Annotated in this window: 15 protein-coding genes; 10 read left to right on the top strand and 5 right to left on the bottom strand. The window is 71.9% G+C overall.

Features of this window, described 5'->3' with window-relative positions; all coding sequences use genetic code 11:
• Positions 1-358 precede the first annotated feature (358 nt).
• Positions 359-1972, top strand: a complete 1614-nt coding sequence (locus ABZX22_RS12515; protein ID WP_354907887.1) for a hypothetical protein — start codon at positions 359-361, stop codon at positions 1970-1972.
• A gap of 443 nt (positions 1973-2415) precedes the next feature.
• Here the strand turns inward: ABZX22_RS12515 and ABZX22_RS12510 are convergent, their stop codons facing one another.
• Positions 2416-5304 (bottom strand): DEAD/DEAH box helicase, encoded by a 2889-nt coding sequence (locus ABZX22_RS12510; RefSeq protein WP_354907886.1) that lies wholly within the window; start codon positions 5302-5304, stop codon positions 2416-2418.
• Between the two features lie 140 nt (positions 5305-5444).
• Between ABZX22_RS12510 and ABZX22_RS12505 the strand changes: the two genes are divergently transcribed.
• The 5 genes from ABZX22_RS12505 to ABZX22_RS12485 all read left to right on the top strand — a co-directional run bounded on the left by ABZX22_RS12505 (position 5445) and on the right by ABZX22_RS12485 (position 12344).
• A complete protein-coding gene (locus ABZX22_RS12505; protein ID WP_183652283.1) occupies positions 5445-5795 on the top strand; it encodes an STAS domain-containing protein in 351 nt (116 codons plus the stop codon).
• Positions 5796-5797: 2 nt separating this feature from the next.
• Positions 5798-6226, top strand: a complete 429-nt coding sequence (locus ABZX22_RS12500) for an ATP-binding protein (protein WP_354907884.1) — start codon at positions 5798-5800, stop codon at positions 6224-6226.
• An 853-nt stretch (positions 6227-7079) separates the two neighbouring features.
• Entirely contained in the window at positions 7080-9395 is a 2316-nt protein-coding gene (locus ABZX22_RS12495) for a sodium-translocating pyrophosphatase (protein ID WP_354907883.1), read from the top strand.
• A gap of 434 nt (positions 9396-9829) precedes the next feature.
• Positions 9830-10297: a histidine phosphatase family protein gene (locus ABZX22_RS12490; RefSeq protein ID WP_354907882.1), complete on the top strand. Its 468-nt coding sequence runs from the start codon at positions 9830-9832 to the stop codon at positions 10295-10297.
• 13 nt (positions 10298-10310) lie between these two features.
• Positions 10311-12344: an FUSC family protein gene (locus tag ABZX22_RS12485; protein ID WP_354907881.1), complete on the top strand. Its 2034-nt coding sequence runs from the start codon at positions 10311-10313 to the stop codon at positions 12342-12344.
• A gap of 78 nt (positions 12345-12422) precedes the next feature.
• Here ABZX22_RS12485 and serB read toward each other — a convergent pair whose 3' ends face one another.
• On the bottom strand, positions 12423-13637 hold the full coding sequence (serB, locus tag ABZX22_RS12480; RefSeq protein ID WP_354907880.1) for a phosphoserine phosphatase SerB: 1215 nt from the start codon (positions 13635-13637) through the stop codon (positions 12423-12425).
• A 104-nt stretch (positions 13638-13741) separates the two neighbouring features.
• Here serB and ABZX22_RS12475 point away from each other — a divergent pair, with 104 nt between their 5' ends.
• Complete coding sequence (locus ABZX22_RS12475) at positions 13742-14425, top strand: GNAT family N-acyltransferase (protein WP_354907878.1); 684 nt, start codon at positions 13742-13744, stop codon at positions 14423-14425.
• Positions 14422-15336: a lysophospholipid acyltransferase family protein gene (locus ABZX22_RS12470; protein ID WP_354907877.1), complete on the top strand. Its 915-nt coding sequence runs from the start codon at positions 14422-14424 to the stop codon at positions 15334-15336. The genes ABZX22_RS12475 and ABZX22_RS12470 overlap by 4 nt, the downstream gene beginning before the upstream one ends.
• Before the next feature lie 93 nt (positions 15337-15429).
• Here ABZX22_RS12470 and ABZX22_RS12465 read toward each other — a convergent pair whose 3' ends face one another.
• The 3 genes from ABZX22_RS12465 to ABZX22_RS12455 all read right to left on the bottom strand — a co-directional run bounded on the left by ABZX22_RS12465 (position 15430) and on the right by ABZX22_RS12455 (position 17763).
• Positions 15430-15999, bottom strand: a complete 570-nt coding sequence (locus tag ABZX22_RS12465; protein ID WP_354907875.1) for a hypothetical protein — start codon at positions 15997-15999, stop codon at positions 15430-15432.
• Positions 16000-16095: 96 nt separating this feature from the next.
• A complete protein-coding gene (locus tag ABZX22_RS12460; protein ID WP_354907874.1) occupies positions 16096-17091 on the bottom strand; it encodes an S-adenosylmethionine:tRNA ribosyltransferase-isomerase in 996 nt (331 codons plus the stop codon).
• 15 nt (positions 17092-17106) lie between these two features.
• Positions 17107-17763, bottom strand: a complete 657-nt coding sequence (locus tag ABZX22_RS12455) for an SDR family oxidoreductase (RefSeq protein WP_354907872.1) — start codon at positions 17761-17763, stop codon at positions 17107-17109.
• Positions 17764-17856: 93 nt separating this feature from the next.
• Here ABZX22_RS12455 and ABZX22_RS12450 point away from each other — a divergent pair, with 93 nt between their 5' ends.
• Positions 17857-18972, top strand: a complete 1116-nt coding sequence (locus tag ABZX22_RS12450) for a GAF domain-containing sensor histidine kinase (RefSeq protein WP_354907870.1) — start codon at positions 17857-17859, stop codon at positions 18970-18972.
• Positions 18969-19574 (top strand): response regulator transcription factor, encoded by a 606-nt coding sequence (locus ABZX22_RS12445; protein WP_354907868.1) that lies wholly within the window; start codon positions 18969-18971, stop codon positions 19572-19574. Before ABZX22_RS12450 ends, ABZX22_RS12445 begins: the two co-directional genes overlap by 4 nt.
• The last annotated feature ends 238 nt before the right edge of the window (positions 19575-19812 follow it).

Below are 19812 nucleotides of genomic sequence, written 5' to 3'. Positions count from 1 at the left end.
GGGCGGGTTGTGCCGGAAATCGGCGCGAGAGGTGCCCGAGCAGGGGATTTGGAGGTTAAGGCCGGCTCGGGTGAAGCGAAGGGGCGGAAGGGGCAAGAGAGGCAATGTCGCAATCGAATCACGACTTCTTGGACGGCGTGTCCAAGAGAGCGAATTCTCACATAAGGTCGCGCTTACTTCGGTCCATGCCGTCTGGTGTTGAGGTCTGTAATCCTCCGGACCTTTGTCGCTAGGCTGCACGACACCGTCGAGGCTGACGGGTGCGGATTCGAGGAACTGGCACTTCCGGTCGCCGTTTGGTCGCTCGTCGGGGGCGAGGGGTCGGGCGGTGCGAGGCTCTCGATGAAGGGGAAGCGTCGTGACGGCAGTTCGCAGGCTGATGGCCGCAGGCGTGGTGATGCCGGTCGTGATCGGTGCCGCGGTGTTCGGCGTGGCGACGCCGGCGCAGGCCCGTGCGGATATCGACATGCCGTCGCGGGTGACGACCAGCGCGCCGGTCACCATCCAGGGCACCGTCGACCTGGCCTTCGACGCCGTCCTCTACGTCGACGGCACCGAGGTCGCCAAGGGTAACCAGCGGGTGACCTACACCTGGAACCCCGCCGAGCACGCCAACGGCAGCTACCAGATCAGGCTGGTTCAGAAGGGCAAGCTGCTCGGCTCCAAGTGGGACGAGAACACCGCCACGCTGCGGCAGGCGATCCCCGCCGATCCTCCGTCGGGCGTGGCCGCCGTGATGTCGGGTGACGACAAGATCGTGGTGACGTGGAGCAAGGGATCCGAGGCCGACCTCCAGTCCTACGAGATCTTCACCAGCCAGTCGGGTTCGGTGGGCAAGGTGTCGGCCGACAGCGCGTGCTCGGGCGGCGCGTGCAAGGCGACGCTGGCCGTACCGGGTAAGGCGACCGGGCAGCAGGTCGGCTTCATGGTCAAGGCCTACAGGAGCGACGGCGAGGGCGGGATGCTCGGCTCGGGCAACTCGAACACGGCCTACGTCACGGTTCCCGCGCCCCCGCCGCCGGCCCAGCCGAAGGCGGCGCAGACCAAGCAGGCCCAGCCGCAGACCAGCGGCAACCAGCAGGCCAAGAACACGCGCAAGACCGAACAGTCGCTCCCGTCCATCCCGTCGAAGAAGCGCGTGACGCCGACGGCCAAACCGCGGCAGAACGTGCCGAAGACGGTGAGCAGGATGCCCGCACTGCCCGCCACCGAGACCGACACCAAGGGCGAGTACAAGCTGCCCGCGGCCAAGCCCGAGACCAAGAAGAAGTCCGACGACGAGCCGCTGGTGCCGGCCGACGACGAGGCCGCGACCGCGAAGGACACCGCGGCGCAGGCCGTCGACACCACCGTCAAGGCACAGTCGTCGGAGTCGCCGATCGGCAACATCGGACAGTACGGCATCTATGTGGCCGGTGGGCTGCTCCTCCTGCTGCTCGCGGCACACGGCGGCGCGTGGGCGCGCAGGCGGGCGCTCGCTTCCGCGGGCGGCGGGCCCGTCGCGGCGCCGGCCCCCGCACCGGCCGACGGCCCCCAGCCCGGCGACAGCATCCCGCCGACCGCCGCCGCGCCGCGCCGTCCCGCCGTCGTGCTCGCGGTGGCCAAGACCCGCAAGCCGCAGCCGCACGTCCCCGAGCAGCCGGGGCCGGACGGCGCGGGGCCGCGGCTGCCGATGTACATGAGCGCGCAGGAGGCCAAGGTCGCCGATCCTCCGGTACGGCCGGAGCCGATCCGGCTCGCCCTGCCCAGCTCGGCGGTGACGACGGTGACGCCCGGATCCGACATCTCCCCGGTACGGCCCGCCGCGGCCCGGATCGAGGACCGCTGGGACGACTACCTGCCCCCGGCGCCGCGTTCCATGGAGGACAGCGGGTTCTGGGAGCGTCCGCAGCCGGGCGCGGGCGACTTCTGGGCGGCGGACGACGACGAGGCCGCCTACATCGGACGCCGCCACCTGGGCGGCGACAGCTGATCCACCGGGGTACGGCCCGCGTCTCGGGTTCGCGGCGCAGGCCGTGTCGCGCTGGGCGGGTCAGCGCCGAGCAGGTCAGCGTCGCACCGGACAGGTCAGTGTCGCGTCGGGCGGGTCTGTGTCGCGTCGGGCGGGTTGGCGTCGCGCCGGGCGGGTCTGTGTCGCACCGGACGGGATCGACGCGGTCGGCACGGCGGAGCGGTCGCGCGGCGGTCAGAGACGAGGGGCCGCTCCTCCTTCGAGAGGGAGAGGAGCCGCCCAGGGAGGGGCCGCCCACGAGCCGAGCCCTGACGACTGCGCTGCCCTTCTTGCGTCTGCGGTGACCAACGCGCCGGTCCTCGAGGTGAGCGGGCGTGGGGCGAGCGGTTCCTGGCGTCTCCCGTGGCGAACGCGCCTGTCAAGGGAGCGTTCTCTCGGCGAGCGGTCCCGTCAGAAGTATCCGGTCAGGCGGGGGTGTCGGTGGTGAGGAGGGTGTCGAGGAGGCGGATGGCGCCGGCCTTGTCGAGAGGCTCGTTGCCGTTGCCGCACTTGGGTGACTGGATGCACGACGGGCACCCCCGCTCGCACTCACACGACGCGATCGCCTCGCGCGTCGCGGTGAGCCAGTCGACGGCGCGGGAGTAGCCGCGTTCGGCGAACCCGGCGCCGCCCTCGTGCCCGTCGTACACGAACACCGTCAGCATGCCCGTGTCGGCGTGGAGCTCGGTGGAGACGCCGCCGATGTCCCAGCGGTCGCAGGTGGCGAAGAGGGGGAGCAGTCCGATCGAGGCGTGTTCGGCCGCGTGGGCCGCGCCGCCGAGGTCGATGCCCGCCTCGGCGAGTGGGGCGACCTGGGAGGCGGGAAGCGTCCACCAGACGGCGCGGGTGCGCAGCGTGCGCGGCGGCAGGTCGAGCGGTTCGTCGCCGAGCATCTCGCCGGTCTGGAGCCGCCGTTTGAGGTAGGAGACGACCTGCCGGGTGACCTCGACCTCGCCGAAGTTCAGGCATGCCGTACCGAGGTCATGGGAGCGGAGGGTGGACAGGACGGAGATGTCCGTGACGTCGCGGGCGAACGTGCTGTACTCGGGCTCGGCGGACGACACCAGGGCGACGCCCGCCTCAAGGTCGAGCTGTTCGACGAGGAAGGTCTCGCCCTGGTGAAGGTAGACGGCGCCGGTGTGGACGGTGGTGTGCGCGGAAGGCTCGTCGACGGTGCCGAGCAGGCGACCCGTGGACGACTCGACGACCTGGACGGGCGCGCCGCCCGAGCCGCGGATGTCGGCCAGGTCGGTGGCGCGTTCGCGGCGGGTCCAGAAATATCCGGCGGGGCGCCGGCGGAGCAGGCCCTGCTCGACGAGGTCCGCCGCCAGCCGTTCGGCGGTCGGGCCGAAGAGCGGCAGGTCCTCGTCGGTGAGCGGGATCTCGGCGGCGGCGGCGCACAGGTGCGGGCCGAGCACGTAGGGGTTGTCGGGGTCGAGCACGATCGCCTCCACCGGGCGGCCGAACAGCGCCTCGGGGTGGTGGACGAGGTAGGTGTCGAGCGGGTCGTCGCGGGCGATGAGGACGGCCAGCGCGTCCTGGCCGGCGCGTCCTGCCCGGCCCGCCTGCTGCCAGAGGGAGGCCCTGGTGCCCGGCCAGCCCGCGATGAGGACGGCGTCGAGGCCGGAGACGTCGACGCCGAGCTCGAGGGCGTTGGTGGTGGCCAGGCCGAGGAGTTCGCCGCTGCGCAGGGCCTTCTCGATGATCCTGCGGTCCTCGGACAGGTAGCCGGCCCGGTAGGCGGCGACCCGGTCAGGGAGGTCGGCGAGCGCCCGCCGCGGGGCCGCCGGATCCGCTTCACCCGGGGCCGCGGGGTCTCGAAGGCCGCCGTCGCCTGGATGCGGGGCTGTGGGGTGCTGGGGGTCGAGGTCTTCCGGACGCGGGGGTGCGGGGTGCCGGCGGCTGGGGGCGTGTGCGGGCTCGGGCGTCAGGCGCTGCGGGTGGGAGTCGCCTGAGGGTGCGGGGTGCTGCGGGTGGAGGTCGCCTGAGGGTGCGGGGTGCTGCGGGTGAAGGTCGCCTGCGGGCGTCGGTTGGGGGACGGCATGCGTCGTCGAGCGCGGGCCGGCGGCGCGGGGTGGGGCGCCGGCGGGATCGGCGTCGGTCGCGGCGGCGGACGGCGTGGGGCCGGTCGGAGGGGTGGGGTCGATCGGGGAGGCGGGGTCGATCGGAGTGATGGGGCTGGTCGAAGGGGCGGGGCCGGTCGGAGAGCTGAGGTCGATCGGCGCGGCGGGGCTGATCGGAGAGGCGGGGTCGATCAGGGAGGGCGACTCGATCGGCGAGGCAGAGGTGGGGAAGGTGTGCGGGAAGTGGCGGGGGGTGCTGAAGGCGACGTCGGACAGGCGGGCCCGAGCCGTCAACGCCACCGTCTCCGCGCCGCGCCGTGACCGGACGAAGGCGAGCGTGCGTACCTCGGCCAGTACCAGGTCGGCAAGCAGGTCGGCCGTCTCGGCGCCGGCCGTCCGCCGTACCGGCGCGCCTCCCTCGCCCCGCAGGTCGGTCAGGGGCGGCTCCCACAGCGCGAAGGTGGTCGCACCCTTGGGCGAGGCGTCGGAGGTCACCTCGTCCATCTCAAGCCCCGTCAGCCGCGTCCCGAACGCCGCGGGCTCGCTGGCCGTCGCGGAGGCCAGCATGAAGACCGGCGTCGCGCCGTACCTGGAACACACCCTGCGCAGCCGGCGCAGGATCTGCGCCACGTGGGAGCCGAAGACCCCGCGGTAGCCGTGGCATTCGTCCACCACGACCATCCGCAGCCGCCGGAAGAACGATGACCAGCGCGCGTGCTGGGGGAGCAGCGCGCGGTGCAGCATGTCGGGATTAGTCAGGACATAGTTGGCGTATTGCCGCACCCATGCGCGCTCCTCGAACGGCGTGTCGCCGTCGAAGGTCGCCGCCCGCAGCTGGGCGATCCGCAGGTCCCTGAGGCTGCGCAGCTGGTCGGCGGCGAGGGCCTTGGTCGGGGTGAGGTAGAGGATCGTGCCGCCTTCGAGGGCGGCCGTGACAGCCGGAGCGAGGTAGGCGAGCGACTTGCCCGACGCCGTGCCTGTGGAGATGATCACGTTTCGGCCACGCCTCGCCAGGTCGGCGGCCTCGTGTTGGTGCGTCCAGAGCCCGGAGATCCCCTGGTTCGCCAAGCGCGTAATCAGAAGGTCATGGACCCACTCCGGCCAGCGAACATTACCGGCTTGACGTGCGGGAACGTGCTCCACATGGGTGACTCGCTCATGGCGTGCGGGAACGCCGAGCAGGTGGTGGAGGAGTGGACCGACTCGGTGTGGGGAGGAAGCGGAGGAACTCACTGGTTTCCAGTCTGACATCCATGGGCAAAGTGGCCGGGAATCGTGATTTCGTATAGACACAAGCAGCGACCGTGGTTGAATGCCGCGCGTCGGGGTCGGGCAGTTCCACACTGCCAGGCCCGCAAGGGTACTTTCGCAGGCGAGGCGCTGGAGGATCTGTGGATCTGAAGTTGGATCACCACCAGGACGACCGACTCACCATCGTTGAGGTCGAGGGTGAGATCGATGTCTACACCGCGCCCAGGCTGCGTGAGCTCCTGATCGACCTGGTGAACAAGGGGAGCTACCACCTTCTCGTGAACATGGAGAAGGTCGACTTCCTCGACTCGACCGGTCTGGGCGTCCTGGTCGGCGGGCTCAAGCGGGTGCGGGCGCACGACGGCTCCCTCGAGCTGGTGTGCACGCAGGAGCGCATCCTGAAGATCTTCAGGATCACCGGCCTGACGAAGGTCTTCGGCATCTACGCTTCGGTCGACGAGGCCAAGGAAGCTCACGGCCGAGACAAGTAGTCATGGCAACCGTCGAGCTGACGTTCAGCGCTCTTCCCGCGCACGTGCGGACCGCGCGGCTGGTCGCCACGGCGATCGCGCGTCGGACCGGCGTGGAGGAGTCGCTCCTTGACGAGGTCAGGCTCGCCGTCGGTGAGGCTTGTTCCCGGGCCGTGGAGGCGCATCGCGCCCACTGCCCGGGGGAGCCGATCCGCATCGAGCTCAAGGACGACTCCGGGCGCTTCGAGGTCACGGTCAGCGACCAGGCTCCGAGCGACGAGATCAAGCAGGAGCAGCCTGTCGATCTCGGGGCGCTGTCCGATTCCTTCATGTCGGGCTTCGGCATCGCGGTGATCGCGGGCCTGGCCGACGACGTGGAGGTGTTCCCGAGCCCCAAGGGCATGCGCATCCGGATGAGCTGGCCCGCACCCACCAACGCGCGCGTGGTCTGACCCCGCGCCGGCCCCCGGAGAGCGGAACGGCAGCAGGCGTTCCCCGAAGCGTCGGCGACTCTCTCGCGTGAGGGCGGGACCCCCCGGGGCGTCGCCCCGAGTCAGGACCCGCCCCGCCGGGCGCCTTCTTCCCCTGGTTGGAAGGCGCCTGCCGGGACACCGCCAGACGCGGCGGAGGGCTGCGTCAAGGGTCTCTCCTCCCGTGTGCCCGGGGCTCGTCTCCAGGACTCCCCATGGCCGGGCAGGGGCCGCAGGAACGCCCCCAGGTGCCGATGACGGCGAGCCGTTTCCCTTAGGTGCCCGGGCGGCGGCACTGTCCGGGGCTCCAGGACGGGCGTGGGACGCATCGCCCACAGACGGCGGTCAAGGCGGGCGCAGACGACCCTCCCGTACGGCAAGCCGCCCCAGCCCCACCCGGGCCGCGGGGCGGGCGTCCCTCCAGGGAGACGCCGCTCCAGCGCGCGGGGCCGGGCGCCGTGACGCGGTCAGGTCCGGCCGGTCACGCCGATTCCCGCCCCGCACCGGTACGGCCAGTTACCACAGCAGGTAACCCCTATTCCGGTCCAGCCATAAATAGCTCCTGTGACGCCCGTAACCCGCCGGAAAATCTTCACTGTCAATACCAAACCGCCTCACTGTCAGGGACTCAGTGGAGGCACCGAAATTTGACGACCCCGAGAGCCTTCATATCCGCGGAACCCGTGCGTAGACTCCCGGCACCGGCCAAGGTGATCCGGCGCATCAGCGGGACTCAACCGGAAGCGGCAGCCCATAACCCGGACGCCGCTGACAGGCCCGCCGCATATCACAGCGCCGTCCGGGCAGGACGTACCCGTCTTGCCGAGGAGAACGGATGTCTAGGCTCTATCTGGCCGCCGAGCCAGCCTCAGCGCTGTCCCTGAGCGGAAACAATCTCACCATCGTCGTCGTGGTCGCAGCCGTGGCCCTGGTCGCGCTCGCCGTAGCCGGCGGCCTGGTGCGCGAGGTCCTGGCCGCCGACCAGGGCACCGAGCGCATGCAGAACATCGCGCGTGCCGTGCAGGAGGGCGCGGCGGCTTATCTGACCCGCCAGTTCAGAACGCTCGCGATCTTCGTGATCCTGATCCCGATCCTGTTGTGGTTCCTGCCAGGGACGACGGACGTGAAGATCGGGCGTTCCATCTTCTTCGTGGTCGGCGCCGGATTCTCGGCGCTGACCGGTTTCATGGGCATGTGGCTTGCCGTACGCGGAAACGTGCGTGTGGCGGCCGCGGCCCGGACGTCGGGCGAGAAGAAGGCGATGCGCATCGCCTTCCGCACCGGCGGTGTGGCGGGCATGTTCACCGTCGGTCTCGGCCTGCTGGGCGCGGCGGTCGTCGTGCTGCTCTACCAGGGCGACGCGCCGGGCGTGCTGGAGGGCTTCGGCTTCGGCGCGGCGCTGCTGGCGATGTTCATGCGTGTCGGCGGCGGCATCTTCACCAAGGCCGCCGACGTCGGCGCCGACCTGGTCGGCAAGGTCGAGCAGGGCATCCCCGAGGACGACCCGCGCAACGCGGCGACGATCGCCGACAACGTGGGCGACAACGTCGGCGACTGCGCGGGCATGGCGGCCGACCTGTTCGAGTCCTACGCGGTCATGCTGGTGGCCAGCCTCATCCTGGGCAAGGTGGCCTTCGGTGAGCAGGGTCTGATCTTCCCGCTCATCGTGCCGATGATCGGTGTCGTCACCGCCATCATCGGCATCTTCGTCACCCGCCTGCGCGACAAGGACCGCAACGGCATGGCGGCCATCAACCGCAGCTTCTTCATCTCCGCCGCGATCTCGGCGGTGCTGGTCTCGGCCGCGGCGTACTGGTACCTGCCGGCCAGCTTCGGCGAGCTGTCGGGCGCGACGGTGCAGTCCACCGCCGACCCGCGCGTCATCGCGATCGGCGCCGTGCTGATCGGTCTCGTGCTGGCCAGCGCCATCCAGATCCTCACCGGCTACTTCACCGAGACCAACCGGCGCCCGGTGAAGGAGATCGGCGAAAGCTCGCTCACCGGCCCCGCCACCGTCATCCTGTCGGGCATCAGCGTCGGCCTCGAGTCGGCGGTCTACTCGGCGCTCATCATCGGTGGCGCCGTCTACGGCGCGTTCCTGCTGGGCTTCGGAAACGTGACGATCGCGCTGTTCGCGGTCGCGCTGGCCGGCACCGGCCTGCTGACCACGGTCGGCGTCATCGTGTCCATGGACACCTTCGGCCCCGTCTCCGACAACGCGCAGGGCATCGCCGAGATGTCCGGCGACGTCGACGGCGACGGCGCGCGCGTCCTGACCAGCCTCGACGCGGTCGGCAACACCACCAAGGCCATCACCAAGGGCATCGCGATCGCCACGGCCGTGCTGGCGGCGACCGCGCTGTTCGGCGCGTTCCGCACCTCGGTGGAGGCGGAGCTGGCCGCCGCCACCGACTCGGTGAAGAGCGCGCTCGGCGCGTTCCAGACCTTCAACCTCGGCATCGACCAGCCGAACGTCCTGGTCGGCCTGGTGATCGGCGCCGCGGTCGTGTTCCTGTTCTCCGGCCTGGCGATCATGGCGGTCGGCAGGGCGGCGATGCGCGTGGTGTTCGAGGTGCGCGACCAGTTCCGCAACAACCCGGGCATCATGGACGGCAGCGTCAAGCCCGAGTACGGCCGCGTGGTCGACATCTGCACCCGCGACTCGCTGCGCGAGCTGGCCACGCCCGGTCTGCTGGCCGTCATGACGCCGATCGCGGTGGGCTTCGCGCTCGGGTACGCCCCGCTGGGCGCGTACCTGGCCGGCGCCATCGCCTGCGGCACCCTGATGGCGGTCTTCCTCGCCAACTCCGGTGGCGCCTGGGACAACGCCAAGAAGCTGGTCGAGGACGGTCACCACGGCGGCAAGGGCTCCGAGGCCCACGCCGCGACCGTCATCGGCGACACGGTCGGCGACCCGTTCAAGGACACGGCCGGTCCCGCGATCAACCCGCTGATCAAGGTGATGAACCTGGTGGCGCTGCTGATCGCGCCCGCCGTGGTGGTCTACGCCGGCAACGTCGCCGTCCGCGTCGGTGTCACCGTGGTCGCGCTGGTGGTCGTGGTGGCGGCGATCGTCGTCTCCAAGCGCCGCTCGGTGAGCATCGCGCCGGCGGAGACCAGCGAGAAGAAGCCGCAGACCGTCAGTTCCTGATCCGTTCCGCTCGTACGGCCCGCGTCCGGCTTCGGCGCGGGCCGTACGCGTGCCCGGGTGAAAACCGCGGCCGAAGCCGTGAGCGGCGTGTGGCGCCGGCCCCGGATGGTGGCCGGGCGGTGGAAACAGCCGGTGGTGGCGGGTCGGGGGAGGTAGCGGGAGTGGTCGGTGGGGGAAGCCGTGGAACCGGCCGTGGTGGAAGCCGGCGGGAGCGGCCGGTCGGTGGTCGAAGCCGCTGGAGAGTGGCCGAGGTCGGGCCAGATTCGGGACCCGGTGCGCTTACCGGGACGGCCGCCGCAGGTGGAAGACTGGAGGCATGGGAGAGCCTGCCAACTCCGGCGCGAAGACGCTGGTGATCATCTTGCTCGCCATGATGGCGATTCTCGCCCTCATCGCCGGTCTGGCCGTGTGGGCGTCGAACGGTGGCTGAGCACGTGCGCACACTGATCGTGCTGCGGCACGCCAAAGCCGCCCACATCGCCGGTCTGGCCGATCGTGAGCGTCCTCTCACCGACAGGGGTGAGCGTGACTCCGTCAAGGCGGGCGAGGCCATCAAGGCGCTCGGCCTGGCTCCCGAGCTGGTCCTGTGCTCTCCGGCCCTCCGCACCAGCAGGACCGCCGAGCTGGCCTTCCCCACGCTGGAGATCAGCTTCGAGCGTGACATCTACGAGGCCGACTCCGAGGACCTCTACGAGCTGATCCGCCGCCTCGACCCCGACGTCGAGACGCTGGTCCTGTGCGGGCACAACCCCGCCGTGCACGAGATGGCGCTCACGCTGACCAGCGGCGACTTCACGTTCAAGCCTGGCGCGTTCGCCGTGGTCGAGGTCGAGTCCTCGTGGGTAGACCTCTGGCCTGGGGAGGGACGCCTGGTCACGCACTGGGATCCCAAGGAGCACTGAACCGGGGGAGCGGATGCGGGGGGCGATCACCGCGCTGCGCGACGGGTTCCTGTCGCTGCCCGCCAAGCCCCCCTGGCGGTACGGCCTGCTGTGCGGCGTGGCCGTCGCGCTCCCGCTGGCGGTCGGCGCGCTGGCCGGGCGGCCGCGTGAGGGCGCGGTCGTCGCCCTCGGCGCCTACCTGACCGCCTTCGGCGACTCGTACGGCAAGCCGTACGGCGAGCGTGCCAAGAGCCTGTTCGGCACGGTGCCGCTGCTGGTCGTGGCCTTCTGGTTCGGCATCTTCCTGGCCGCGTACCCGTGGGCCGCGGTGTTCGGCGTCGGGCTGGCCGCCGCGGCGGGCGCGCAATGGAAGGCGATCGGGACGCCGCCGGTGCTGGCCGTGGTGGTCGGCTTCTACAGCGGCCTGCCGCTGGGTCTCGCCCCCGCGCTGCTGACCGGGCTCGGCGGGCTCCTGTACTGCGCGATCACGCTGGCGCCGTGGCCGCTGCGCCGGCTCGACCCGCTGAAGCAGGCGCTCGCCGCGGGGTGTACGGCGATGGCCGGGCTGCTGGACGGGTTCGACGAGCCGGAGGAGGACTGGGCGAGGCTCAGGCAGCGGGCGGCGGACGCGCTGGAGGAGGCGGAGACGGCCTCGGCCGCCTTCCACAGCCCCGAGGAGAGCGACCGCTCCCCTGACGCCTTCGTCTCGTCGTTGACCAGGATCTTCCACGAGAGCGTCGCCCTGCGTTCGCTGCGCGCCCAGGCGGTCACGGCAGGGGCGACGCCGCCGGAGCTGGACGAGGCGGTCGTCGCGCTGTCGACGGCGCTGCGCGGGGCCGGCGGGCACGACGTCACGCTCGACAGCAAGCAGGCGCTGGCGGCGGTGGCCGGCTTCGCCGAAGGGGTGACGGCCGTGCGCGACAGGTTGACGCCCGTCCAGCGGGCGATCCTGGGTCAGGTCCGCAGGTGCATGGACCGTATCGGCCTGGCGGTGCGGTCGCTGTCGGCGCATGCGCGTGAGGGGGTGTGGGCGCCGGCCACGCTGCCGCGCCTGACCTGGCAGGCGCCTTCGCTGACCGGCCACGACGCCGCGCACGCGGCCAGGTCGGGGATCGCGGTGGCGGTCTCGATGGCGCTCGTGGTGGGCCTGCACGAGAGCCACGGTAGGTGGCTGGTGTTCACGGTGCTGCTGGCGCTGCGGCCCACCTACGGCGACACCATCGACCGGGTGACGCTGCGGGTGGCCGGCACGGTGATCGGCTCCACGATGGCCGCGCTGCTGCTGGCCGCCGTGCCAGGGCACGCGACGCTGGTGGTGGTCGTGTGGGCGTTCGCGACGGTGGGGTTCGCGCTGAGGGAGGTCAGCTACGCCTACTGGTCGGTCTTCGCGACGCCGCTGGCGCTCATGCTGTCCGACTTCTCGGCGCGGCTCGACTGGGGCGCGGCCGGGCTCAGGGTGCTGCTCACCGTGTGCGGGGGCGTGCTCGCGCTGCTGGCGGCCAGGCTGCTGTGGCCGAGGGGCGAGGTGGGCAGGCTCAGGGAGCGGATGGTCGACCTGCTGCGGGAGCACGCGCGCATGGTCAGGGCGCTGGCCGGCCATGACCTGGCGGACCTGTCCGAGCACACGGAAGCGGCCGGTCAGGCGGCCGACCGGCTGCAGGCGTCCCTGGACACCGTCGACAAGGAGCCGGGCGGCCAGGCGCCCGAACGGCTGCGGCAGGCCTTGACCGACGCGCGCAGGCTGCGCGACGACGTGATCCTGCTGGGGGCCGTCATGAGGGGCGCGCCCGACGGGACGGACGCGACCGTCGCCGTGCTCGACGCCGTGGCCGACAGGATGGAGGCGGTGGCGCACGCCGTACGGCACGACACGGCGCCGCTGGAGACGGACGAACTGGACGTCAATCTCGCCGAGCTGGCCACCCGGATGGACGCGCTCATCGAGGAGGCGTCCGTCACGGACGACACGGCGGTGAAGCGGCAGCTGCGCCACGCGGTCACGGCGCATCCCGCGCTGCGGACCCTCACGGCGGACGCGCTGCGCCTGGCCACGGACGCCTGCCGGTGACGGCGGACGTGCTGCGCCCGGTGGCCGCTGACCTCCGGTGAAGGTCAGCGGGAGCCGCGGCGTGGCCGTCGAAGAGCGTCAGCGGGCGATCTGGTCCTCGGCGTCGGCGGCCTCGATCTCGTCGCGGGAGATGCCCAGCAGGTAGAGGATCGAGTCGAGGTAGGGCGTGTTGACGGCGGTGTCGGCGGCCTGCCGTACGACGGGCTTGGCGTTGAAGGCGATGCCGAGGCCCGCGACGCCCATCATGTCGAGGTCGTTGGCGCCGTCGCCGATGGCGACGGTCTGGCTGATCGGCACCCCGGCCTCGCGGGCGAACCGCTCCAGGGCGCGGGCCTTGCCGGGACGGTCGACGATCTCGCCGACCACCCTGCCGGTCAGCTTGCCGCCGACGACCTCCAGCGTGTTGGCCGCGGAGTAGTCGATGCCGAGGTCGCTCACCAGGGCGTCGGTGATCTGCGTGAAGCCGCCGCTGACGATGGCGAACCTGTAGTCGAGGCGCTTCAGGGTCCGCACCAGCGTGCGGGCGCCGGGGGTGAGCACGACCTCCTCGCGCACCTTGCGGAAGGTCTCCTCCGGCAGGCCGGCCAGCAGCTTGACCCTGCGGCGCAGCGACTCGGCGAAGTCGAGCTCGCCGCGCATCGCCTCCTCGGTGACCTTCGCGACCTCGTCGAGGCAACCCGCGTGCGCCGCGAGCAGCTCGATGACCTCGCCCTGGATGAGGGTGGAGTCGACGTCCATGACGATCAGCCGCTTGGCCCTGCGGGACAGCCCCGTGCGCTGGACGGCCACGTCCACCTTCTGGGCGGCGGCCTCCGCGGCCAGCTCCACCCGCAGCGCGTCGGGGTCGGCGCCGGACACCGACAGTTCGATGCACGTCACGGGCCACTGGGCGAGCCGCTCGATGCGGTCGATGTTCGCCCCGGCGGCGGCGATGCGCCCGGCGATGCCGCCGATCGCGGCCGGCGGCAGGGCGGCGCCGAGCACGCTCACCGACAGGCGGCCGCGGCGGCGCTTCTCCTTGGTCATGGAGCCGGTGGCGAGGTCGACCTCCATGCCGAGGTCCTCGGCCACCCGCTCGACAGCCGTCCACAGGGCGCCGATGGTGCCGCCCGTGCCGGTCGACGGGCCTCCCACGTAGGCGACGAGGACGCCGAGGGTGAGGCGGCCGCGGATGACGACCTGCTCGATGTCGGCCACGGTCACGGGGAAGCCCGCGAGCACCGAGAACAGTCGTGAGGTGACGCCGGGCCGGTCGGGGCCGGTGAGCGTGATCAGGAGCGTGCGCTGGTCCACATCAGGCCACGCTACTGGCACCCGTGCCGTGCTCCGCATCGAGGTTCACCATTCGGACGGCTGACCTTGGGCGTGTGGCCATCATGAGCTGCCTTCATAGGTTCATGCACCGCTACACCGTGGGACTGGCCCGCACGCCCGCCGATCTCCAGGCCGCCCAGCGCCTGCGTTACCGCGTGTTCGCCGAGGAGCTCGGCGCGCGGCTCGACTCGCCCGTCACGGGGTTGGACGTCGACCCCTTCGACGCCTACTGCGACCACCTGCTCGTCCGCTCGGGCGACGACGTGGTCGGCACCTACCGGCTGCTGCCGCCGAAGCGCAAGGACCGCCTCTACTCGGACACCGAGTTCGACCTGGCGGGCCTGGCCCACCTGCGGGACGACCTGGTCGAGGTCGGGCGTTCCTGCGTGCATCCCGACCATCGCGCGGGTGCGGTCATCGGGCTGATGTGGGCGGGCATCGCCCGCTACATGGCCGAGGGCGGCTACGGCTGGCTGGTCGGCTGCTGCTCGGTGCCGCTGCGGGACGCCGCGAACATCATGGGGCGGGCGCCGCTGGCTCCCGAGGAGTACCGGGTCAAGCCGCTGCTGCCGTGGACGGATCTCGGCGAGGGGTCGCCGGCGTTCGTGATGCCGCCGCTGCTGCGTGGCTACCTCCGGCTCGGCGCGTGGATCTGCGGCGAGCCCGCCTACGATCCGGCGTTCGGCTGCGCCGACTTCCTGGTGCTGCTGTCGATGGCCCGGGTGGACCAGCGCTACCTGCGGCACTTCCTCGGGGAGCCGTCATGAGCCCATGGTTCCCCACGTCCCCGTGCACGACCGCCAGGTGCGTGGACGTGCCCATGCGGGCCGCGGGTGTGCCGCGCCAGGTGCTGCGCGGGCTGGCGGTCATCGCGGTCGTCCTGGTGGGCGTGCCGCTCGCCCGCCTGGTCAGGGGTACGGCACGGCGGCGCGTGACGCTGGCGTGGTCGCGCACCCTGCTCAGGGCGCTGGGCGTCAGGGTGGAGGTGCGCCAGGGGTTCGCGTTCTTCGCCGGCGCCGTGCCGTCCGCCGAGGCGACGCCGGCACGGCAGACGGGTGACGGCCCCGGGTCGACGTCGGCACGGCAGGCAGATGATGCCCCCGAGGCGCGGCTGGTCGTGGCCAACCACATCTCCTGGCTCGACCCCCTGGTGGTCGCCGCCGCGCTGCCGTGCAGGCTGGTGGCCAAGAGCGAGGTGTCGGCGTGGCCGGTGGTCGGCGGTCTGGCCGCCGGGTCGGGCGCGCTGCCCATCGCCCGCGACTCGCTGCTCGACCTGCCCGGCGCGGTGGCCAGGATCGCCGACACGCTGCGGTCCGGCGAGACCGTCGCGGCCTTCCCCGAGGGGACGACGTGGTGCGGCAGGGGGAGCGGCACCTTCAAACCCGCGGTCTTCCAGGCCGCCGTCGACGCGGGCGTCAGCGTCACGCCGGTGGCCATCGCCTACCGGGAGGCGGACGGGCCGAGGACCACCGCTCCCGCGTACGTCGGGGACGACACGCTGGCCGCCTCCGTGCTCAGGGTGCTCGCGGTGCGGCGGCTCGTCGTCGAGGTCACCGTGCTGCCGCCGGTGAGCGCGGCCGACCGGAGGGAGCTCGCGGGTCTGGCCGAGGCCGCGGTGGCGTCCGCGACGGGACGCCTCCCGCTGCCCCGTCACACGTCCACCCCGGCCCTCGCGTGACCGGCCGCGGCGCGCGGGGCCGGCAGGGGACGGGCCGGGCATGGGAACGCCCGCTCCCGGCCAGGCGGAAGCGGGCGTCTGCTCCGGACGGCGTCAGCGGACGACCGTGGTCCTGGCCTGCTTGACGAAGCCGAACCCGGGAACGCCCAGCCGGTCGAGCTCCTCCTTGCTGAGGTTCTCCATGCCGGTCTCGACGTTGTAGGAGACCACCCCGAGGACGGCCTTCTGCGTGCCCGACGCGGTCTTCGTCAGCCGGGCGTCGAAGACCATGGCGATCGACTCGCCCTTCTTCACCGTGGCCGGCAGGACGCAGAACAGGTCACGCTTGATCAGCTCGCAGGCCGTGTCGTCGACGCTGGTCCGGTAGGTGACCTTGCGCAGGTCGACACCCTTGGGGAAGAGGCCGCCGACGAACCAGGTGCCCGCGGTCGCCTCGTGCGGGCCGGTGTTGACGGCCGTGATCGTGTAACGGACCTTGCCGCCGCGCTTCGCCTTCTTGGTCGCCGTGAGCTTGACGTCGAAGGTGGAGAACGGGTCGGCGGCCGACTTCGCGACCGCGGCGGCCGCGACGGGCGCCGTGGGGGCGGCCGAGACCGGCGCTGCGCTGAAGACAAGGGCGCCCGCCACCGGGGCGGCCACCAGGAAAGAAGCGATGCGGCGCATTCACGTCTCCGATGAGGAAGAGGACGAGGATGCCCAGAAATATGAGCCCCCGTTAAGACCGCAGCTTTTTATCACGTTTGGCCAGGAAAGATCTACCTATTTGGGGGAGAGGAGGAGGTGCGAGTCGCCGAATTCATGCCACAAATAGCCCTCTTGCAGGGCAACCGCATAGGAACGTGCCAACATCTCCTCGCCCGCGATCGCGGCGAGCATCATGAGATGCGTCGAGCGCGGCTCGTGCAGCCCGGTGATGAGCCCGGTGACCGCCCTCACGCCCCGCTCCGGCGTCACGAGGTGGTCGGTCCAGCCGGAAGCCGCGCCGACCAGCCCGTCGGAGCCCACCGCTGTCTCCAGCGCCCGCACGACCGTCGTGCCGGCCGCGACGACCTTCCCGCCCTCCGACCGGGTCAGGTTCACCAGGTGCGCCGTCGAGGCCGGGACGGCGAAGCGCTCGGCGTAGGGCGGCTCGTCCTTCTCCACCGAGGCGACGCCGGTGTGCAGGGTCACGGGCGCGACCCGGACGCCGCGGGCGACCAGCTCGGTCACCAGCGGCGACGTGAACGGCCGGCCCGCGCTCGGCATCTCGGCGCTGCCGGGCACCGTGGCGAACACGGTCTGGTAGTCGGCGAGGGGCCAGTCCCTGTCGACGTAGGAGTAGCGGATCGGCACGCCGTACGACATCAGGTACTCCTCCACGTCGCGGTCGAGCGCGGCCCGCCAGAGGCGGGGCGTCTCCCGGGCGAGGAGCCGCAGCGTCGCGCCGCCGGGCAGCGGCAGCCACTCGCCCGCCGCGCCGCCCCCGTAGGGCTCGAACGACAGGCGGCGCAGCTCCACCAGCCACGTGCCGTCTTCGCGCGCGGTGGAGAAGTGCACGGCCAGCCGGTCGAGCCGGACGGCCGCGGGCAGGGTGGCCGAGTTGTTCACCACCACCAGGTCGCCGGGCGCCAGGAGGGCCGGCAGGTCCGCGAACGTGTGGTGGGAGTCGCCCGCCTCGTCGGACACCAGCAGCCGTACGGCGTCGCGAGCCACGCCCCGTGCCTCGGGCGGCTCGTGCGCGGCCGGCACGTCGGGAAGCGCGAAGTCAGTGGTCACGGTGCGCTCCGGAACTCATGACAGGGCCACCCTGCCGCTGGCGGGACGGCGCTCGACCAGCTCCCGCAGGGCGGCGGCGACGGTCGCGGGGTCGGCCGCGCCGGCGGCCTCCTCGGCGCCCACGGCGTCGGCGAGCATCCTGGTGTTCATCTCGCCCGGGTCCACCCACCAGACCGCCACGTCGGGCTCCTCGGCGGCCAGCACGTTCGACAGCTGGTCGAGGGCCGCCTTCGTCGCGCCGTACCCGCCCCAGCCCTCGTAGGCGCCGGTGGCGGCGTCGGAGGTGACGTTGACCACGGCCCCGTGGCGGCGGCGCAGCGCCGGCAGCGTGGCCTGCAGCAGCCCCAGCGGCGCGACCACGTTGGTCGACAGCAGGGCCGTGAAGACGTCGAGCGGGTAGTCGGCCAGGCGCGGCAGCGGGGTGGCGCCGAGCCCGCCGGCGTTGTTGACGAGGAGGTCCAGCTCGGGCACGGCCGCCGCCAGCGCGGCCCGGTGCGCGGGATCGGCCACGTCGCCCGCGATGGCCGTCGCGCCCAGCTCGGCGGCGGCCTTCTCCAGCTCCTCGGCACTCCTGGCGGTCAGGACGAGCTGCCAGCCCGCGGCCGACAGCGATCGGGCGAGTTCGAGACCGAGCCCGCGGGAAGCGCCGGTGATGAGTGCGGTGTTCGTCATGAGGACACGGTAGGAAGCGCGCCCGTTCGCGGCATCGGGCGAGCGGCCGATGTCGTGGTGAGCACTTCGACCTAGGACCGTAGGCTGAGGACCGTGAGCCCCGAATCCGACATCCTGCGAGCGGTGAGCTCAGCCGTCCTGGCCGTCACCCGGCACCTGTCGGTGCGGGAGGTCCTGCAGGTCATCGTCCGCTCGGCGCAGCAACTGCTCAACGCCAGGTACGCGGCGCTCGGCGTGCCCGACGAGGACGGCTCCTTCGCCGAGTTCGTCGCCGAAGGGCTCACCGACAAGCAGTGGGAGGCCATCGGCCCGCTGCCTCGCCAGCATGGCATGCTCGGCGCGATGCTGCGCGACGGGGTCCCCGTCCGGATCCCCGACCTGCCGAAGGACTCCAGGTTCGAGTACTGGCCCAAGGCGCATCCGGTGATGCGCGACTTCCTCGGTGTGCCGATCCTCGACGGCGGCGAGGTGCTGGGCATCATCTTCCTGGCCAACAAGAAGGTGCCGGGCGGGTTCACCGAGGACGACGAGAAGCTGCTGACGATGTTCGCGGCGCACGCCGCCCTCGCGCTGACCAACGCCCGCCTCTACGAGCGCGGGCGCGAGCTGGCCATGCTCGAGGAACGCAACCGGATGGCCCGCGAACTGCACGACGCGGTCACCCAGAAGCTGTTCTCGCTCCGGCTGACCGCGCAGGCCGCCCACGCCCTCCTGCCGGTCGACCAGGACCGCGCCGCGGTCGAGCTCGACCGGGTGCAGCGCCTGGCCGGGGAGGCGCTGGCCGAGCTGCGCGCCGTCATCGTCGAGCTGCGTCCGGCCGAGCTCGACCGGCACGGGCTCGCCGAGACGCTCCGCAAGCACGTACGGCTGCTCGACCGGCTCCAGCCGTTCCGGGTGACCTTCGAGGGCGACGACCTGCCGCCGGTGCCCGCCGACATCGAGGTGGCGGTGCTGCGCGTGGCCCAGGAGGCGCTCCACAACGCGCTGCGCCACGCCGGCGCCGACCGCGTCGAGGTGCGGCTCTCGCACGCCTCGGGCAAGCTGGTCCTCCAGGTGCGCGACCAGGGCGAAGGGTTCGACGACTCCGCACGACAGCGGGGCCTCGGGCTGGCCTCGATGAGCGACCGCGCCGAGTCGGTCGGCGGGAAGGTGACCGTGACGTCGGAGCCCGGCCGGGGCACGACGGTGCGCATGGAGGTGGACGTGTGATCCAGGTGCTGATCGCCGACGATCATCCAGTCGTACGGCAGGGCCTGCGCACCTTTCTCGACCTGCAGGACGACATCACGGTCGTCGGCGAGGCGGGAGACGGGCAGGAAGCGGTGTCCCTGGTGGAGCGGCTGCGTCCGGACGTGCTGCTGCTGGATCTCAAGATGCCGGTCCTCGACGGCCTCGGCACCCTCCAACGGCTCGGCGGCTCCCCGACCAGGATCCTGGTGCTGACCTCGGTGAGCGACCGGTCCGACGTGGGCCCCGCGATGCGGGCGGGGGCGTCCGGGTTCCTCTACAAGGACGTCGACCCGAACGCGCTCGTCCAGGCGGTGCGGGCGGTACACGGGGGACAGGTGCTGCTGGCCCCCGAGGCGGCGTCGGCCATGATGGCCGCCGAGTCCACACCGGTGCCGCTGACGGAACGGGAGCGCGAGGTGCTCAAGCTGATCGCGGCCGGGCGGTCGAACAAGGAGATCGCCAGGGACCTGGCCGTGGCGGAGAAGACCGTCAAGACGCACGTGTCGAACGTGCTGATGAAGCTCGGCGTCCAGGACCGGACCCAGGCGGCGCTCTACGCCGTACGCCACGGCCTGGCGTGACGCCCGCCGTCCGACGCCTCCACCCGACCCCGACCCCGGCACGTTCCGACCCCGGCAGGTTCTGACCCGGGCACGTTCCGGCCCAGGACATGTCTGACCCGGGCACCTTGTGACCCGGGCACCTTGTGAACCGGGCACCTTGTGACCCGGGCACCTTGTGACCCGGGCACCTTCTGACCTGGGCACCTTCTGACCCGGACATGTTGACCCGGGCATGTTTCTGGCCCAGGAAAGACCT

Origin of the sequence: Nonomuraea sp. NPDC003804 (genome assembly GCF_040610675.1) — a bacterium.
Classification (GTDB): domain Bacteria; phylum Actinomycetota; class Actinomycetes; order Streptosporangiales; family Streptosporangiaceae; genus Nonomuraea.
Note: the sequence above shows the minus strand (reverse complement) of the source record. Positions and strands in the feature narration are given on the sequence as shown.